General features: G+C 64.8%; 19 protein-coding genes. 9 read left to right on the forward strand and 10 right to left on the reverse strand.

What is annotated here, in order from left to right; translation table 11 throughout:
• Positions 1-7: 7 nt before the first annotated feature.
• The 4 genes from AC1DUN_RS15065 to AC1DUN_RS15080 all read right to left on the reverse strand — a co-directional run bounded on the left by AC1DUN_RS15065 (position 8) and on the right by AC1DUN_RS15080 (position 4,173).
• Complete coding sequence (locus tag AC1DUN_RS15065) at positions 8-1,885, reverse strand: PAS domain-containing hybrid sensor histidine kinase/response regulator (RefSeq protein WP_477714650.1); 1,878 nt, start codon at positions 1,883-1,885, stop codon at positions 8-10.
• Positions 1,886-2,150: 265 nt separating this feature from the next.
• On the reverse strand, positions 2,151-2,558 hold the full coding sequence (locus AC1DUN_RS15070; RefSeq protein WP_477714651.1) for a GNAT family N-acetyltransferase: 408 nt from the start codon (positions 2,556-2,558) through the stop codon (positions 2,151-2,153).
• A gap of 117 nt (positions 2,559-2,675) precedes the next feature.
• Entirely contained in the window at positions 2,676-2,951 is a 276-nt protein-coding gene (locus tag AC1DUN_RS15075; protein WP_477661688.1) for a hypothetical protein, read from the reverse strand.
• A 376-nt stretch (positions 2,952-3,327) separates the two neighbouring features.
• The gene (locus AC1DUN_RS15080) at positions 3,328-4,173 is read right to left on the reverse strand and encodes a helix-turn-helix domain-containing protein (protein WP_477714652.1); all 846 of its coding nucleotides are present in this window, start codon (positions 4,171-4,173) and stop codon (positions 3,328-3,330) included.
• Positions 4,174-4,249: 76 nt separating this feature from the next.
• Between AC1DUN_RS15080 and AC1DUN_RS15085 the strand changes: the two genes are divergently transcribed.
• From AC1DUN_RS15085 to AC1DUN_RS15100, 4 genes are all read left to right on the forward strand, one after another.
• A complete protein-coding gene (locus AC1DUN_RS15085; RefSeq protein ID WP_477714653.1) occupies positions 4,250-4,609 on the forward strand; it encodes a cupin domain-containing protein in 360 nt (119 codons plus the stop codon).
• Positions 4,610-4,690: 81 nt separating this feature from the next.
• Positions 4,691-5,668, forward strand: a complete 978-nt coding sequence (locus AC1DUN_RS15090; RefSeq protein WP_477714654.1) for a bifunctional helix-turn-helix transcriptional regulator/GNAT family N-acetyltransferase — start codon at positions 4,691-4,693, stop codon at positions 5,666-5,668.
• A gap of 145 nt (positions 5,669-5,813) precedes the next feature.
• Entirely contained in the window at positions 5,814-6,389 is a 576-nt protein-coding gene (locus AC1DUN_RS15095; RefSeq protein WP_477714655.1) for a chromate transporter, read from the forward strand.
• Positions 6,386-6,979 carry a chromate transporter gene (locus AC1DUN_RS15100; protein ID WP_477714656.1) on the forward strand — a complete coding sequence of 198 codons (594 nt, stop codon included), beginning with the start codon at positions 6,386-6,388 and terminating at the stop codon, positions 6,977-6,979. The genes AC1DUN_RS15095 and AC1DUN_RS15100 overlap by 4 nt, the downstream gene beginning before the upstream one ends.
• A 12-nt stretch (positions 6,980-6,991) precedes the next feature.
• Here AC1DUN_RS15100 and rlmB read toward each other — a convergent pair whose 3' ends face one another.
• Positions 6,992-7,741, reverse strand: coding sequence for a 23S rRNA (guanosine(2251)-2'-O)-methyltransferase RlmB (gene rlmB / locus AC1DUN_RS15105; protein ID WP_477661679.1), 750 nt, complete (start codon positions 7,739-7,741; stop codon positions 6,992-6,994).
• Positions 7,742-7,950: 209 nt separating this feature from the next.
• Here rlmB and AC1DUN_RS15110 point away from each other — a divergent pair, with 209 nt between their 5' ends.
• Together AC1DUN_RS15110 and AC1DUN_RS15115 are read left to right on the forward strand one after the other, a co-directional pair.
• Entirely contained in the window at positions 7,951-8,829 is an 879-nt protein-coding gene (locus AC1DUN_RS15110) for a c-type heme family protein (RefSeq protein WP_477714657.1), read from the forward strand.
• 35 nt (positions 8,830-8,864) lie between these two features.
• The gene (locus AC1DUN_RS15115; protein ID WP_477714658.1) at positions 8,865-11,132 is read left to right on the forward strand and encodes a protein kinase domain-containing protein; all 2,268 of its coding nucleotides are present in this window, start codon (positions 8,865-8,867) and stop codon (positions 11,130-11,132) included.
• 31 nt (positions 11,133-11,163) lie between these two features.
• Here the strand turns inward: AC1DUN_RS15115 and AC1DUN_RS15120 are convergent, their stop codons facing one another.
• On the reverse strand, positions 11,164-11,862 hold the full coding sequence (locus tag AC1DUN_RS15120; RefSeq protein WP_477714685.1) for an ABC transporter ATP-binding protein: 699 nt from the start codon (positions 11,860-11,862) through the stop codon (positions 11,164-11,166).
• A gap of 67 nt (positions 11,863-11,929) precedes the next feature.
• Between AC1DUN_RS15120 and AC1DUN_RS15125 the strand changes: the two genes are divergently transcribed.
• Genes AC1DUN_RS15125 through AC1DUN_RS15135 form a run of 3 tightly spaced genes read left to right on the forward strand, consistent with a single transcriptional unit; the run spans position 11,930 to position 14,777 of the window.
• Positions 11,930-12,619, forward strand: a complete 690-nt coding sequence (locus AC1DUN_RS15125; protein WP_477714659.1) for an arylesterase — start codon at positions 11,930-11,932, stop codon at positions 12,617-12,619.
• Positions 12,616-13,683, forward strand: a complete 1,068-nt coding sequence (mnmH, locus tag AC1DUN_RS15130) for a tRNA 2-selenouridine(34) synthase MnmH (protein ID WP_477714660.1) — start codon at positions 12,616-12,618, stop codon at positions 13,681-13,683. Before AC1DUN_RS15125 ends, mnmH begins: the two co-directional genes overlap by 4 nt.
• Positions 13,680-14,777, forward strand: coding sequence for an SMP-30/gluconolactonase/LRE family protein (locus AC1DUN_RS15135; protein ID WP_477714661.1), 1,098 nt, complete (start codon positions 13,680-13,682; stop codon positions 14,775-14,777). Before mnmH ends, AC1DUN_RS15135 begins: the two co-directional genes overlap by 4 nt.
• 78 nt (positions 14,778-14,855) lie before the next feature.
• Here the strand turns inward: AC1DUN_RS15135 and AC1DUN_RS15140 are convergent, their stop codons facing one another.
• The 4 genes from AC1DUN_RS15140 to AC1DUN_RS15155 all read right to left on the reverse strand — a co-directional run bounded on the left by AC1DUN_RS15140 (position 14,856) and on the right by AC1DUN_RS15155 (position 17,621).
• Complete coding sequence (locus tag AC1DUN_RS15140) at positions 14,856-15,041, reverse strand: hypothetical protein (RefSeq protein WP_074574089.1); 186 nt, start codon at positions 15,039-15,041, stop codon at positions 14,856-14,858.
• A gap of 79 nt (positions 15,042-15,120) precedes the next feature.
• Positions 15,121-16,311 carry a PLP-dependent transferase gene (locus tag AC1DUN_RS15145; protein ID WP_477714662.1) on the reverse strand — a complete coding sequence of 397 codons (1,191 nt, stop codon included), beginning with the start codon at positions 16,309-16,311 and terminating at the stop codon, positions 15,121-15,123.
• A 140-nt stretch (positions 16,312-16,451) separates the two neighbouring features.
• Positions 16,452-17,057: a hypothetical protein gene (locus tag AC1DUN_RS15150; protein ID WP_477714663.1), complete on the reverse strand. Its 606-nt coding sequence runs from the start codon at positions 17,055-17,057 to the stop codon at positions 16,452-16,454.
• Between the two features lie 39 nt (positions 17,058-17,096).
• Positions 17,097-17,621, reverse strand: coding sequence for a phosphoribosyltransferase (locus AC1DUN_RS15155; RefSeq protein WP_477714664.1), 525 nt, complete (start codon positions 17,619-17,621; stop codon positions 17,097-17,099).
• Between the last annotated feature and the right edge of the window lie 22 nt (positions 17,622-17,643).

The raw sequence follows: 17,643 nt of genomic DNA on the forward strand, positions 1-17,643 counted from the left end.
TGCCGGCTCAGTCCAGGCGCTGGATCAGGTCTTCCAGGGCCGGGAAATCGACAGGCTTGACCAGGTGGCAGTCAAAGCCGCCGGCCAGGGTCCGGCTCTTGTCGTCCTCATGGCCGTAACCCGTGATGGCCGCAATGAGTATGCCCGGGCCGTAAGGCAAACCGCGCAGCTCGCTGGCGACTTCAAAGCCATTCATGCCCGGCATGCCGATATCGACCAGCGCGGCGTCCGCCCTGTAGGTTTTTGCGATCTCCAGCGCGTCGGGCCCGTTGTAAGCAACCTTGGCCGAATGCCCCAGCAACCGGAGCACTTCCGCGAGGCTGTCGGCCGCATCCCGGTTGTCGTCAACAACCAGGAATTTTTTGGCGGGCTCATCGGCCGTCACCGGCCTGCCTGCGCTGGCCCCGGGAATTGAGAACTTGAAGCGGCTTCCCCTGTCGGGGCCCTCGCTCTCGGCGCTGAGCACGCCGCCATGCATTTCCACCAGCGACTTGGCCAGCGTCAAGCCTATGCCCAGCCCGCTTTCCTTGGCGGCCGATTGCATATCGCCCTGGGAAAACAACTCAAAAATCTCCTGGATCGCGGTCTTCGTGAGGCCCAGCCCGGTGTCTGACACCTCGGTCCATACCTGGGCGCCTTCCGTCCAGCAGCGCAGTGTGATACGCCCGCCCGACGGCGTGTACTTGGCCGCGTTGGTCAAAAGGTTCTGGATCACCTGGGTCAGCCGTATGCTGTCGGCGTCCACATAGACGTCGTCCTGCGGCAGCTCCAGGGAGAAAGTGTGGTGCCTGGCGTCCATCATGGGACGCATGGCCTCCGCGGCCCGGCTCAGGACCTGGTTGTAGAGCACGTTTTCTTTCTTGAGATGTATCTTGCCCGTGCTCAGGCGCCCGACGTCCAGCAGGTCGTCGACAAGCCGTGTCATATGGGTGAGCTGGCGGTCTATCATCTCGCGGCTGTTTTTGACGACCGGGCTGGGCGCGGGCTCAAGCTGCAGCACGGTGACGGCGTTCCGTATGGGTGCCAGCGGGTTGCGCAGCTCATGCGCGAGCATGGCCAGGAATTCATTCATGCGCCGGCTGGAGCGCTCCAGCTCCTCGAGCCGCCGGCGCTCGGACATGTCGCGGGTGATCTTGGCGAAGCCGCGCAACTGCCCTTCGGCATCGCGGATGGCCGTGATGACCACATTGGCCCAGAACCGGCTGCCGTCCTTGCGCACGCGCCAGCCCTCCTCTTCGGCGCGGCCTTTTTCCAGCGCCGCCCTCAGCTCGTTCTCGGGCATGCCCAGCGCCAGTTCCTCGGGCCGGTAAAACATGCGGAAGTGCCGGCCTATGGCTTCGGCGGCGGTATAGCCCTTGAGGATCTGCGCGCCGGTGTTCCAGCTCTGGATGATGCCCTCGGGGTCCAGCATGAAGATCGCATAGTCCTGCACGCCCTCCACCATCAAGCGCAGCCGCTCTTCGCTTTCGCGCAGGGCCTGCTCCTGCCTACGCCTTTCGCTGAGGTCGCGGGTCACCTTGGCGAATCCCGCATGGGTCCCGTCCGGGTCGGTCAGCGCGGTGATGACCACATTGGCCCAGAAGCGCGAGCCGTCCTTGCGCACCCTCCAGCCCTCGTCCTCGAAGCGGCCCCTCTTTTTGGCGAAGGCCAGTTCCTGCTGGGGCCAGCCGGTAGCCCGCGCCTCGTCCGTATAAAACATGGAGAAATGCCGCCCCAGCACCTCTTCGGCGGTATAGCCCTTGATGCGGGTTGCACCGGCATTCCATGACACCACGTGCCCGTCCGGATCCAGCATGAAGATCCCGTAGTCCACCACGGAATCGACCAGCAGGCGAAAGCGTTCGATGCTGACGGAATCCACGGGCAGGACGGTATGAAGGCTCACGGCGCCCGATCTCCCGCTCCGGCCAATGGCTCGCAGATGCGCGGCGTGAAGCTTGAACTGGCTGCGTACAAATACGGCATCACAAAGGGCTCGGGCAAAAAGAAACCCGGGTGGCCCGGGCCTTGAACTGGTAAATCCAGAGGAGTGAGTGCGGCCCCGGAGGGGCTCGCCACTTTAATATAGCCAAGCCAAAAGTAACATTCTGTAGGAGAACGCCGCGTTCCAAAGCCCGCAAGCGCTTGCGGGCTGGCCGCGGTGCCCGGGCTTAGTGCTTTCGCCGGATCAGAAACGCGCTACCGGCCGGCTCAAAGCCCAGCGCCGGGTAGTAAGACATGGCGTCGGGCGCGGACAGCAGTATCAGCGACACCTGGTCGCCAATGATGGCTTGCGTGCGCCGGACGAGCTCCTTGCCTATGCCGGCGCCCTGGTACTTTTTGTCGACGGCGAGGTCCGAGAGGTAGCAGCAATAAGCATAGTCGGTCAGCGAGCGGCTCAGGCCCACCAGCTCATCGCCCACCCAGGCTGACAGCACCAGGCAGGGCACGGAAAACATGCGCGCAATTCGGGGCAGGTCGCCCGTCGGGCGCTTGAGGCCGGACTGGTCGAAGACGCGCACGACGTCAAGCGGGTCCAGCGGGTAGTTGTGGCGGTATTCAACGGTGATGTCTGTCATGGGCAAAGGGGTAGAGTTTGTCGCCATCGTTTTATCCGGCCTCGGCCATCGCCGCCATGGACAGCTTTCGGCCAAAGACACCAGAACAGGCGGCTTCGGACCTGGTGCGTTTCGGCATCACACCACAACCACATCGCCCCATGCCAGCCCGATATACAGCCCGCTCCAGAGAAAAAACATACCAATCAGAAACAGCACAAGGACCGCGGTAAAGCGATCCACCGCGGTGAACTCTATCCAGCCGCCGTCCGTGAGCAACTCCAGAAGGATGTCCGTCCAGCTCACGGGCTGGGTCTGGATGTCCGGCTCATGCCTGGAAATCAGCAGCTTCCAGGCGCCAAAGAGGAACAGGCCGCCGATAAAGCAGCAGAGGACAGCGAAGGCGTCAATCATGGGTCAAGATCAGCGATTTTTTTGCACATTCTTTCGCTCCAAGCCCTCAAGATGAACTCGACGAGCCTCGTCTCCAGGCCTTGAGGGCTAGCCTTCATCCGAATGGGTTGATCCGCGCGCTTTTTCCTTTTCCATCGCTGCATTGAGTATTTTCAGCAGAGGCATGAGGACCCAGATTCCAGCGGCGAGCGAGTACAGGGACCACAATTTGAAGAACGCCTTACTCCAAGCATACGGCCCCTTATAAGAGAGGACAACCAGACCGAGCAGCATCCAGCTGACAAATGCGATGAAAAGGCGTTTCCTTGGCGTCATGAGTAGCTGACTTTAACGATGGTCCTGCTTTCGTCGCTTATATGCGCTGGCATATGGAAACCTATCCATGCCGCATCTGCCGCAACCAGGCCCCAGGCGCCAGACCCACACTGCCCTTGAAGCGCCGGCTGAAATGGCTCTGGTCGGCGAAGCCGCAGGCGGCGGCCACCTCGGCCAGGCCGCGCCCGGCCAGCATGGCGGACTGGGCGCGTTCCAGGCGCACGGCGTTGAGGTAGATATGCGGCGGCACGCCGAACTGCCGGGCGAAGGCGCGGGTCAGGTGCACGCGCGACAGGCCGGCCTCGCGCGCCAGGGCGTCCACCGTAATGTCCTGGTCATAGTGGCTGCGCAGGTAGTCACGGATGCGGGCCATGCGGGCCGCGCCGGCGGCCTTGCCGCCCTCACCCGCGCTGCGCCGCTCGCCGTAACGCTGCAGCAGCCGCACCAGCACGTCGCGCGTAAGTTCCTCGGCGCGCAGCGACTCCTGGGCCTGGCCGGCCGCGCCTATGGCTTGCGCCAACGCGCGGCCCATGGCCGCGTCGCGCACCACGGGCTGGCAAAAGTAGGCGGCCATGTCGAGGCCGGCCTCCTTGTCGCGGCATTCATCGACCACCTGCGGCGCCACATACAGCATGCTGTAGCCAAAGCCCTCCTGGGTGCCGCGCTGGCCGTCGTGCGGCTCGTCGGGGTTGAAGAGGATGACGTCGCCGCGCAGGCTGGCGTGCAGCGTGCCGCCGCAGTGGAAGGTCTGCACGCCGGAGGCGGTGACGCCTATGGAATAGGTTTCGTGGCTGTGGCGCTCAAACGTGTGTTCAGTGAAGTGGGCCTTCATCTGCGTCACGCCGGCCAGCGCGCCGGGACGAAAGCGCGCCCAGTCCTGGGCAGTGGGTTGCTGGGCATGGTGCATGAAACAATCGTACAAGACGCGGCAGGCCCGGACAAGCAGACTCCTTTCTTCCAACACAACCCAAGAGGAGTTTTCCGTGAAAACAGACGCCATAGACCTGCAGGCCAAGCTCGCGAGTTTTGAGGGCCACTGGCAGCCGCGCACCGTGAGCGAGTTCAACGGCCACGACGTGATGGTGGTCAAGGTGCAGGGCGAGTACAGCTGGCATTCACACCCCGACAGCGATGACTTCTTTCTGGTGCTCAAGGGGGAACTGCACATCGACATCGAGGGCAGCCCCACCGTGATCCTCAAGCCCGGCCAGCTTTACGTGGTGCCGCGCGGCGTGCGGCACCGGCCGCGCGCGGCACAGGAGGCACAGCTGCTGTTGATAGAGCCGACGGGCACGCCCAACAGCGGCGATGCGGCCACGGCCGCGCCGCGCAGGGTGATCTGAAGCCGGGTTTTCGGGATCGAGGGCATTTGGGGGGAATCCAATTACTTGACTTTGTCAATTAATTGCTTGACGATAGCTACCATGGCTATATCAAGCTCCCCCACCCTCCCCACTGCCGTCACCGCGACCGCACCGGCTGCCGCCATGGCGCACATCAAGGCGATACGCGGCTTTAACCGCTTCTACACCCAGCGCATCGGCGTGCTGGATCCTTACCTGGGCAGCGAGTTCTCGCTGACCGAGGTGCGGGTGCTCTACGAGCTGGCCCACCGCGACCAGCCGACCGCGACCGAGCTGGGGCGGGATTTGTCGCTGGACGCGGGCTATTTGAGCCGCATACTGCGGCGCTTTGAAAGCCAAGGCTGGCTGGCGCGCGTGCCCTCGCCGGCCGACGCGCGGCAAAGCCTGCTCAAGCTGACAGAGGCCGGGCACAAGGTGTTCGCGCCGCTGCAGCAGCAGTCGCGCGACGAGGCGGCCGCCCTGCTGGCCCCGCTGGCGCCTGAGGACCAGCACAAGGTGGTGAGCGCGATGGGCACGGTGCAGCGCCTGCTGGCCGGCCCGGGCGAGGCCGCGGCGACGCGCACCGTGGTGCTGCGCGACCCGCGGCCCGGCGACATGGGCTGGGTGGTGCAGCAGCATGGCGAAATCTATGCGCGCGAATACGGCTGGAACAGCGAGTTCGAGGCGCTGGTGGCCGACATCGCGGGCAAGTACCTCAAGAATCACCAGCCCGACTGGGAGAAGTGCTGGATCGCCGAACTCGACGGCGAGCGGGTAGGCGCGGTGTTTGTGGTGCGCAAGTCGGCCACGGTGGCGCAGTTGCGCATGCTGATCCTCACGCCGGGCGCGCGCGGCCTGGGCCTGGGCGGGCGGCTGTCGGACGAATGCATCGCCTTCGCGCGCGCCAAGGGCTACAAAAAAATGGTGCTCTGGACCAACAGCTGCCTCGCGGCGGCGCGCGCGATTTATGCCAAGCGCGGCTTCAAGCTGGTCAAGAGCGAGCCCTACCAGGGCTTTGGCCACGAGCTGGTGGGCGAGACCTGGGCGCTAAAGCTTTAAGGCTACAGCCTTAAAAGTTCCGGAGGTTTTACGCCCGGGGCCTCGTGAACCACGAAGAGCGGGCTATTGTTTGAATAGCAGATGAAGCGCGTCGGCTTCTTGCGCGCTCACCTGGGATTGCGTTATGCGCGGCGATAATCGGCGCATGAGCCCCCTGCCCGCGCCAGAGCATCCGCAACCCAAATCCCTCACCGACCTTTTTGTTTCATTCACCTTGCTAGCCCTGCAGGGTTTCGGCGGCGTCCTCGCCGTCGTGCAGCGCGAGCTGGTCGAGAAAAAACGCTGGATGACGCGTGAAGAGTTCATCGAAGACTGGGCAGTGGCGCAAATCATGCCGGGCCCCAATGTGGTGAACCTGTCCTTGATGGTGGGCGGGCGCTATTTCGGCCTCAAGGGCGCGCTGGCGGCGCTGGCCGGCATGTTGACGGTGCCGCTGGTGCTGGTGCTGCTGCTGGCGGTGCTGTATGCCCAGTTTGCCGGCCACCCCGGCGTGGCGGGCGCGCTGCGCGGCATGGCCGCCGTGGCGGCCGGGCTGATAGGCGCGACCGGCCTCAAGCTTTTCGGCGCGCTCCAGAAAAACGTGCTGGGCCTGCGGCTGTGCATAGGCCTGGGCCTGCTGTGTTTTGTGTCCATCGCGCTGCTGCGCATCCCGCTGGCTTATGTGCTGCTGAGCCTGGGCCTGGCGGCCTGCGTGCTGGCCTACCGAAAGCTCGCGCCATGAACGAGTCGCTGCAAACACTGCACCTGGCCTTTGGCGCGCGCGAATGGTTTGACCTGTTCCTGCATTACCTCTCGCTGTCGCTGCTGTCGGTGGGCGGCGCCATCAGCACCGCGCCCGACATGCACCGTTTCCTGGTCGACAAGCAGCACTGGCTGACCGACGCCCAGTTCAACGCCTCCATCGCGATTGCGCAGTCGGCACCCGGGCCCAACGTGCTGTTCATCGCCCTGATGGGCTGGAACGTGGGCCTGAACGCCGGCGGCATGCTCAGCGGGCTGCTGGGCGTGTTCCTGGCGCTGCTGGGCATCCTGATTCCGAGCACCACGCTGACCTACACGGCCGCGCAGTGGGGCCACCGCAACCGCGAGCTGCGGGCGGTGCGCGCCTTCAAGCAGGGCATGGGCCCCATCGTGGTGGCCCTGCTGATCGCCACCAGCTGGATCCTGGCCGGCGCCAACGGCAGCTCGCTGAAGGACTGGCCGGTATGGCTGCTGACGGCCGCCTCGGCCCTCATCGTCTGGCGCACCCGCATCCACTTGCTGTGGCTGCTGGGCGCGGGCGCGCTGCTGGGCTGGTACGGGCTGGTCTGAGGCGGGCGAGCTTCAGCGCCGCTGGCGCAAGGCTTCGTAGAGGCAGACGCCGCTGGCCACGGACACATTGAGGCTTTCCACCGCGCCGCGCATGGGGATGCTGACCAGTTCGTCGCAGGTCTTGCGCGTGAGCTGGCGCATGCCCTCGCCTTCAGCGCCCAGCACCAGGGCGACCGGGCCCTTGAGGTCCACGTCGTAAATGGTTTTTTCGGCGTCGTCGCTGGTGCCTATGCACCAGATGTTGCGTTCCTTGAGCTCGCCCAGGGTGCGGGCCAGGTTGGTGACCATGAAATAAGGCATGGTCTCGGCCGCCCCACTGGCCACCTTGGCGACGGTGGCGTTGATGCCGGCCGCGTGGTCCTTGGGAGCGATCACGGCATGGGCGCCGGCGCCATCGGCCACGCGCAGGCAGGCGCCCAGGTTGTGCGGGTCGGTGACGCCATCCAGCACCAGCAGCAGCGGCTGGGCAACACCGGCCTCCTCGAGCTGCTCGAGCAGTTCATCGAGCGACTTGACCTGGGCCAGGGCATCGACCCGGGCCACCACCCCCTGGTGGCCGTGGCTGCCGCACATCTTGGCCAGGCGCAGGCCGTCGGATTCGATCAGGCGTATGCCGGCCTCGCGGGCCCGGTCCATGAACTGGCGCATGCGCGCATCGCGGCGCGAAGCGTCGAAAAACACCTCCAGAACGGACTTGGGCGCGGTTTTGATGCGCACGCCGACAGCATGGAAGCCAAAAAGGACTTTGGGGGTAGATGACATGCAGGGGATTATCACTGCAGCCCTGCAAGCTGTTGACGGTCGTCACGGAGCCCTGTTTAGAGCGTTAATAGCTTCTTAGGCATTACTACCGGTGCGCAGGGGCCGACCGGCGGTCACAATGCGGGCTGGGTAAGTCTAAAATAGTAACAATTTGTTGATCCTGCAGGGGCAGGACGTTTTCCGCAATAACACGCACAGTTGGGGGCACTATGGGATTGAGGCTTAAATTTAATCTGGTGTTGATCGTGGTGTTCCTGGCGGGCTTCGGCGCCGCCGGGTTCATATCGCGCCAGCTGCTGCAGGAAAACGCCCGCGAGGAAGTCCTGCGCAATGCGCGGCTCATGATGGACACCGCCCTCTCGGTGCGCGCCTACACGGTCGAGCAGATCAAGCCGCACCTGGACAAGCAGCTCGAGGAAGTCTTCCTGCCGCAGACCGTGCCGGCCTACGCCGCCACCGAAACCCTGGGCCACATCCAGAAGAAGTACCGCGACTACGGCTACAAGGAAGCGACGCTGAACCCGACCAACCCGCGCGACCGTGCCACCGACTGGGAAGCCGACATCGTCCAGCAGTTCCGCCAGAACGCCGACTCGAAAGAGCTGATCTCGGAGCGCGCCGCGGCCACGGGCCGGCTGCTCTACATCGCCAAGCCCATACAGATCACCAACGCGGCCTGCCTGCAGTGCCACAGCGTGCCGGCCGCCGCGCCGGCCAGCATGGTCAAGATCTACGGCGAGGCCAACGGCTTCGGCTGGAAACACAACGAAATCATAGGCGCGCAAGTGGTGACGGTGCCCATGGAGATTCCCATCCGCAATGCCGAGCGCACCTTCAAGACCTTCATGGCCTCGCTGGCCGCGGTGTTCGTGGTGGTCTTCGTGGTCCTCAACCTGATGCTGAGCTGGCTCATCGTGCGGCCGATCCGCCGCATGTCGCAGGCGGCCGACAAGGTCAGCACCGGCGACTTCGAGGTGCCCGAATTCGCCGATGGCGGCAAGGACGAGGTGGCGGTGCTGGGCAGCTCCTTCAACCGCATGCGCCGCAGCCTGGAAAAAGCCATGCAGATGATTGACCGCGGCGACTGACCGAGAGATTGCCCGCCCACCACGACGCCGGACGCATGACCGAGCCCGAAGACAAGACCCGAACCCTGCCCGTGCGGCCCGACGCCCCGGGAAGCGGGGATGTGGCCGCCCTGGCGCCGGGGCAGACCGTCTTTGAATACCGCATTGAAAAAATGCTGGGCGGCGGCGGTTTCGGCATCACCTACCTGGCGCAGGACATCAATCTGCAGCTGCCGGTGGCCATCAAGGAGTATTTTCCGGGTGACCTGGCCGTGCGCTCGGCCGACCTGTCGGTCCATGTCCGCTCCGGCGAAAACCGGGGCCAGTTCCAGTGGGGCCTGGAACGCTTCCTGGATGAAGCCCGCGCGCTGGCCTCGTTTCGCCATCCCAACATCGTGCGGGTGCTGCGCTACTTCAAGGAAAACGGCACCGCCTACATCGTCATGGAGTACGAGTCGGGCGACCCGCTCAAGCGCTGGCTGGCCAAACAGCCCGCGCTGGACCAGCAAGGCCTGCTGAAGATCGTCTACCCGCTGATGGACGGCCTGGAGGCGGTGCACAAGGTGAACTTCCTGCACCGCGACATCAAGCCGGACAACATCTACATCCGTGCCGACGGCACGCCGGTGCTGCTGGATTTCGGCGCGGCCAGGCGCCTGACCGGCAACCAGGACATGACCAACATCGTGAGCCCGGGTTTCGCGCCCTTCGAGCAATACCACAGCAAGGGCCACCAGGGGCCGTGGACGGACGTCTATTCGCTGGGCGCGGTGATGTACTGGATGACGACCGGGCAAAAGCCCATGGAGTCGGCTTCGCGCGTGCGCGAGGACAGCATGCCCAAGGCCGCCGACACCGCCAGCGCGGTGGTCTTCGGCGCGCCGCTGCTGCGCGCCATCGACTGGGCGATGACGCCCAACGAAACCCAACGGCCGCAGGATATCGCGGCGCTGCGCCAGGCGCTGCTGAGCTCGGACTTCGTGAAGACACAAACCCTGCGCGCGGCCAGCGTGCTGGTGCCCGCCACACCCCCTGCCGCGCCCGTGCCCGCGCCGGCACCCGCCGAAGCCAGAACGGTCACCGCGCCGCCCGACAACGCCCTGCTCGCCTACGCCGCCAATTCGCAGTCCATCCCGCTCAACAGCGCCGAGAACCTGCGCAAGAACGTGCTGGGCACCATCATGTTCCTGGACCTGGTGTCCTACTCCACCTATTCGGTGGACCAGCAGGTGGTGGTCAAGTCGCTGTTCAACGAACTGATCACCAAGGCCATAGGCGGCGTGAAGGAGTCGTCGCGCATCATGATAGACACCGGCGACGGCGCGGCCATCTGCTTCCTGGGCGATCCCGAGGAGGCACTGCAGTCGGCACTGCTGCTGCGCGACCTGCTGGCGCAGAAGTACGGCCGCAAGCTGTCGCTGCGCGTGGGCCTGCACCTGGGCCCCATCCGCATGGTGTTCGACATCAACAACCGGGTCAACGTGGTGGGCGACGGCATCAATGTGGCGCAGCGCATCATGGACTTCGCCAGGCCCAACCAGGTGGTGGTCTCGCGCGCCTATTACGACGTGATCTCGCGTATCACCGACAGCGCGGCCGGCCATTTCGACTACCTCGGCCCGCACATGGACAAGCACCTGCGCTCGCACGAGATCTACGCGGTGCTGGACCCGAATGCCGTCCCGGCGACGCCCGCGGCGCGCAACCTGGAGTTCGAGCACACGGCCTCCTTCGCCGCGCTGGCCTCGCTGACGCCCGAAGTCGTGCACGACATTGAAACCGAGCTGGCCAAGCTGATCGGCCCGCTGGCCCGGGTGCTGGTCAAGAAGTCCGTGCCGCGCACGGTGAGCGCCCAGGGCCTGCGCGACCTGCTGGCCGTCTCCATTCCCGACGCCACGGCGCGCGAAGCCTTTGCGCGGCCGCGCAATGCCAGCGCGCCCGTGCATTCAACGCCGCTGGGCGCCTCGGGCCCGCGCACCGGTGTTACCAGCGCCACTGGCGGCACCAGCGTGCCCAGCCGCGTGCTGTCCATGCCGGTGTCCGGCCTGCGGCACCAGGACATGAGCCGGCCCTCGGGGCTGTCTTCGCCTTCGGGACCGTCCGCGACCTCGACCTCCATCAACGTGCAGTATTTCAGCGTCGAGCTGCAGTCCCAGCTGGAACGCATGCTGAGCCTGTACATAGGCCCGCTGGCCAAGACCCTGGTGCGCAAGGAATCGGCGCGCCACACCACGCTGGGCGGCCTGGCCAAGGCACTGGCGCTGCAGATCGACAAGCCCGACGACCGGGCGAAATTCCTGGCCGCGGCGCAAAAACTGCGTTGAGCCCGGCGCCTGCCCGCCCGGCCCAGGCGGCTCAGGCCGAAACAACCCGTCCCGCGTCTATGGTGATGCGCCGCTCGCAGCGCGCGGCAATGCCCTGGTCGTGCGTCACCAGCACCAGGGTGGTCCCGAGTTCGCGGTTGAGCTCGAACATCAGCGACATGACGGTCTCGCCGGTGGCGAAGTCCAGGCTGCCGGTGGGCTCGTCGGCCAGCAACACCGCCGGCTGCACCACAAAGGCCCGCGCCAGTGCCACGCGCTGCTGCTCACCGCCCGACAGTACCTTGGGGTAGTGGCCCAGGCGCTCACCCAGGCCGACGCGCCTGAGCATCTCGGTGGCCTGCGCGCGCGCGTTCCTGGCGCCCGACAGCTCCAGCGGCAGCATGACGTTCTCCAGCGCGGTCAGGTTGCCCATGAGCTGGAAGCTCTGGAACACAAAACCGACCTTCTGGGCCCGCAAGGCGGCGCGGTCGTCCTCACTGAGGGCGAACAGGTCCTGCCCGGCCAGCTTGACCGTGCCCTCGGTGGGCGTGTCCAGCCCCGCGATGATGGACAGCAAGGTGCTTTTGCCCGAGCCCGAAGCGCCGACAATGGCGGCGGTTTCGCGCGCGGCGAGCGCGAAGTCAATATCGCGCAAAATGGCCAATGTGCCGGTGGAGTCGGTGACCGACTTGAAAACATGCTCCACGGAAATAATTGAAGCGGCCTGAGGCTTTGCAGTTGCGCCGACCATGGAAGCCTCGCTCACGCCATTCACGCCACTTACCGCAGGTTCAAACATGTCAGCCTTGTCAGAAAATATGAAATCCGACTTTACCAAGCTTGCAGCTGGAACGGCAAAGCGCCTGGTAAAACCTTTGGCAGCGCTGCTGCTGGCCGCGCTGGCGGCCGCCCCCGCCGCCTGGGCGCAGGCGCCCGCCTCCGCCGCCCAGGGCGAGACGCTGCTGGTCGTCGGTGACTCCCTGAGCGCCGAATACGGCCTCAAGCGCGGCACCGGCTGGGTGCCGCTGCTGGAAAAGCAGCTCGCCGGCGAAAAGAAAAGCGCCAGGGTCGTCAACGCCAGCATCAGCGGCGACACGACGTCGGGCGGCCGTTCCCGGCTGCCGGCCCTGCTGGCGCAGCACAAGCCCGCCGTGGTGGTGATAGAGCTGGGCGGCAACGACGCCCTGCGCGGCCTGCCGCTGGAGATGACCGAGCAAAACCTCAGCGCGATGACGCAGGCCGCCAAAAAAGCCGGCGCGCGGGTGCTGCTGATCGGCATGCAGGTGCCGCCCAACTACGGCAGCGCCTATGCGGCGAATTTTTCAGGCCTGTTCGCCAAGGTCGCCAAGGCCGAAAAAGTGGCGCTGGTGCCGTTTTTCCTCAAGGGTGTCGCCGACGCCACCGACCCGGTGGCCGCCTTCCAGGCCGACCGCATCCACCCCAACGAGCAGTCGCAGCCCCGCATGCTGGCCAATGTGTGGCCTGAACTCAAGAAACTGCTCAAGTGAGCCTGGACCGCATTTCCGCCGAGGAAGCGCTGACCGGCCTGGGCCGGTACTGCGACATCATCGACGCCCGCAGCGAGGGTGAATACGCCGAGGACCACCTGCCCGGCGCGCTGAACTGGCCCAGCCTGCACGACGAGGAACGCAAAATCGTCGGCACAAAATACAAGCAGATCAGCCAGTTCGAGGCGAAAAAACTGGGTGCGGCCCTGGTCGCGAAAAACATCGCCGAACACATACAGCGCGAGGTGCTGGACAAGCCCCGGGAATGGCAACCCCTGCTCTACTGCTGGCGCGGCGGCAAGCGCAGCGGCGCGCTGGCGCTGGTGCTGGAGCAGATCGGCTTTCGGGTCACGCTGGTCGACGGCGGCTACAAGGCCTTCAGGGCGGCGCTGGTGGCCGACCTGCCGCGGCTGGCGGCGCGCTTTCGCTACCGCGTGGTGTGCGGCCCCACCGGCTCAGGCAAGACCCGGTTGCTGCAGGCCCTGGCGGCCGAAGGTGCGCAGGTGCTGGACCTGGAGGCACTGGCCAGGCACCGTAGCTCGGTGCTGGGTGCGATTCCCGGCCTTGAGCAGCCCAGCCAGAAGGCCTTTGACAGCGCTATCTGGTCCGCCCTGCGCGGCTTCGATCCGGCCAGGCCGGTGTATGTGGAAAGCGAAAGTAAAAAAGTCGGCAATGTGGCGGTGCCCGAAGGCCTGATGACCGCCATGCGGGCCAGTCCCTGCCTGGACCTGCGCCTGCACGAGGACGAGCGCGTGGCGCTGCTGCTCGAGGACTATGACTTCTTCGTCACGGACACCGCATTTTTCTGCGAGCGGCTGGGCGCCTTGACCGAGGTGCGCGGCAAGGCCACGGTGCAGGACTGGCAGGCCCGCGCGCGTGCCGGCGACGCGGCCTCGGTGGTGCGCGAGCTGCTCACCCTGCACTACGACCCGGGCTATGCGCGCTCCATGGAGCGCAACTTCAGCCAGTACCCGAAAGCCACCCCGCTCAACGCGGCCGACCGGTCCAGGCAGACCATGGCGGCGTTGGCCAGGGCCATTCTTCAGGAGGAGACAACAACATGAAAAAAATCCTTGCCGCCGCCGGCATCGCCCTGGCCGGGCTGGCCGCCTACCTGTGCCTGTGGCCGGTACCCATCACGCCGCAAAGCTGGGAAGCGCCCGCCGAACCCGGCTACAGCGGCCCATTCGCGGCCAACGACAAACTCGCCAAACTGAAAACCATCCCGCTGGGGACTGAGGAAGGCCCTGAGCACGTGGTGGCGGCCCGGGACGGAAAACTCTACGCCGCGGTGGCCAGCGGCGCCATCCTGCGGATGAATCCCGACGGTAGCGGCCAGGAGGTGGTGGTCAACACCGGCGGCCGCGTGCTGGGCTTTGACTTCGATGCGGCCGGCAACATCATCGCAGCCGACGCCTTCAGGGGCCTGCTGTCGATTGCGCCGGACAAAAAAGTGACGCTGCTGGCGGACAAGGCCGCGGGCACGCCGATCCTGTATGCCAACGCGGTGGTGGTGGCCCGTAACGGCAAGGTGTATTTCAGCGATGCGTCCACCCGTTTTGGCGCCCGGGACTGGGGCGGCACCTTCGAGGCCAGCGTTCTCGACATCCTGGAGCAATCCGCCACGGGCCGGGTGGTTGAATACGACCCGGCGACCCAGGCCACACGCGTCGTGGCAAAAGGCCTGAGTTTTGCCAACGGCGTGGCCTTGAGCCAGGACGAGCGCTCGCTGTTTGTGGCCGAAACCGGCAGATACCGCATCTGGAAACTGCCGGTGGATGCGCGGGAGCAGGACATCGGCCGGCCCGGCGCCGGCCTCAAGCCGCTGTTTGACAACCTGCCGGGCTACCCCGACAACCTGATGCGCGGCCTGGACGGCAAGGTCTGGGTGGGCCTCGTCAAGCCGCGCAACCCGAAGATTGACGGCATGGCCCGCAAGCCTTTTATGCGCAAACTCACGCTTCGCCTGCCGCGCGCCTTGTGGCCTATCCCCAAGGCCTACGGCCACGTGGTGGCATTCACGGAAGACGGGAAAGTGGTGGCCGACCTGCAGGACCCGGCTGGCGCCTATCCCGAAACCACCGCCGTGACGGAGACGGCGGACAGGCTGTATGTGCAAAGCCTGCATGCCAGGGAGCTGGGCTGGTTGCCCAAATAAGAAGGCAGCGGCCGGCAACAAAAAACCCGGCCACACGCTGGGTGTGCCGGGTTTTGGGGGTGTATCAAGCCTGAAAGTTCAGGGCGCCGGGTCAGTGGGTGGCACACCGGCCGGCGCGTCGCCGTCAGCGGGCGGCGCATCGTTCCCGTCGTCGGCCGCATCATCCTGCTTGCCCTCCGCCTTGCGCTTGAGCTTTTCTTCTTTTTTGCGTTTTTTCGCGAGCTCTTTCTGGCGCTTTTCGTAAGAGTAATTGGGAGTTGCCACTGCGTGCTTTCGTAAGGAGGTAACCCTTACTGTACTGCATTGCCGTCAGGCAACGCCAGGCTTTTGATACGGCTTTGGCTCAGGCTTTTTCCAGGGCCTGGGCGATGTCGGCCTGCAGGTCGGCCACGGCCTCCAGCCCCACCGAAAACCGCACCAGCCCGCCTTTGTGGGGCCAGGGCGTGGTGCGCAACGCCGGAATGTCGTAAGGCGCGCACAGGCTCATGGGGCCGGCCCAGCTGTAACCCAGCTTGAACAGTTTCAGGCTGTCACAAAAGCGGTCCACCCGCTCGGGGCTGAACTCGGGCTTGAAGACCGCGCTCATCAGGCAGGCGGCGCCCGCGCAGTCGCGTTTCCAGGTTTCATGGCCGGGCGAGCCGGGCAAGGCCGGGTGCAGCATGGTGGCGATTTGCGGGCGGCCAGCCAGCCAGGCGGCCAGTTCGCGGGTGGCGGCATCCTGGGCGGCATAGCGCAAGGCCATGCTGTTGAGGCCGCGCAGCACCAGTTCGGCATCGTTGCCGCCTATACCGTAGCCGACGCGCATGTGGCAAAAATGGACCAGGTGGTGCAATGCCTCGTCGCGCGTGACCACGGAGCCCATCAGCACGTCGGCGCCGCCGCTGGGGTATTTGGTCAGAGCCTGGACCGAGATGTCCAGGCCCAGGTCGAACGCATTGAAGGCCAGACCCGCGCCCCAGGTATTGTCGAGCGCGGTCACGATACCTGCGGGGTGCGCATTCCTGTGCGCCTTGACGGCCGCGACGAGCGCCGGCATGTCGGGGAACTCCAGCGTGATGGAGCCCGGCGCCTCCAGCCACACCAGCCGGGTTTTCGGGCCCAGCTTGGCGGCCAGGTCGGCCGGGTTCATCGCGTCGTAAAAACGGTGGGTAATGCCCCAGGCGGCGAGCTCGCCCTGCGCGAAGGTCTTGTTGGGGCCGTAGGCGTTGTCGGGGATCAGCAGCTCGTCGCCGGCCTTGAGCAGGGCCATGCCGACCAGCACCACCGCCGCCAGGCCGCTGGGCACCAGCGTGCAATGCTTGCCGCCTTCGAGCGTGGCGATACGCTCTTCCAGCGTGAAGGTGGTCGGCGTGCCGTGCAGGCCGTAGGTGTAGCCGGTCTTGTGTTTCCAGTCGCGGCTGCGCAGCGCGGCGACGGTGGGAAAGGCGATGGTGGAGGCCTTGTAAACCCCGGGCGGAATTGCGTCAAACCCGGCGGGCGGCTTGTAAGGATGGTGGATCAGGGTGGTGGAAATGCCGGATGAAGAATCGCTCATGCATCGATATTACGGCAGTTTCCCGGTCTGGCTCAATGCCATCGTTGAGGGTCATTCGGTCATCCAGGACGCATGGATTTGCCGATCCGCGTGACGTGGCAAGCCGAAAACATCACCTCCGTGCAGCATCGGTAAGGATCTCATTGCTCCTTGTCGAAAAAGCCCGCGTCTGTGATGTCCATTAATTCCACCAACTCGTGACGCAAGGCCATACCCTTTGGACTTTCGCTGCGTAGTAACCACAGTTTGTTGGCGCCTCTCTGCCGGTAGGGCGCAATACGTCCGATCGCATTGAAGCGTGCCACTTCAAGGGCGGGCTTACCTGTCTTGAAAAGTAGCTCGACCACCACGCAATAAACTTCGCCATCGAATTTTTGGACCGATCGAACCGCGCAGAAATCATCGTAAGCGTATTCATCGAAACTCCTCTTGAGAAAGAGCGAGGTTTTCCACTTGCGAATGCGCTTTGCTTCTTGATTAATATCAAAGTTGAAGCTGCCATGCTGGAAAATCCACAGCGTCGTCCATAGGACACTCATCACTATGAGTGCGCCGCCGCCGACGACAAGTAATGACAGCCAGGAATCGCGTGCTTCACGACCCAAAAAAGCCATGAAGCCGCCACAAAACAAGCCAACTAACAGGAAAAAGATCCCTCTTGCCAAACCAGCTGGCGCTCCGGTTTGAAGCGATCGCCAGTTCTGCGGCCCGTCAGCGGACGGCAAGGCCGGCGGGTTTTGCGTCATACGGCGCTGGCCGATGTCATACCGATTGAACCGCTACCGTTAAATCTTCCACTTCGCCATCAACTGCGCGGGTGACAGCGAGTCATAGCCTTCAAACGGCTGGTGAATCCAGGGGTTGGTGGGCAGCAGTTCGACCGAGTAGTCGGGCTCGAAGGTGGACACGCCCTTGGTCCAGATCACGGCGCTGCGCAGCTCGGTGATGGGTTTGTAGTTGTTCTTGAGCTGGTGGATCACGGCGTTGAGGGTGTGGCCCGTGTCGGCCAGGTCGTCGACCAGCAGCACCTTGCCGGCGATCTCGCCCTTGGGGGTGGTGATGAAGCGGGCGATGTCAAGGTTGCCCTGCGTCATGCCGGCGTCAGCCCGGTAGGAGCTGGTGGACATGATGGCCAGCGGCTTGTCGAAGATGCGCGAGAGGATGTCGCCGGGGCGCATGCCGCCCCTGGCCAGGCACAGGATGGTGTCGAACTGCCAGCCGGACTGGTGGATCTTGATGGCCAGTTTTTCGATCAGGTTGTGGTACTCGTCGTAGCTCACATAGAGATGCTTGCCGTCTTCTGTCAACATGGGTGCGCTCCTGATGTATTCG

It is taken from the genome of Polaromonas sp. P4_F6 (genome assembly GCF_056401275.1).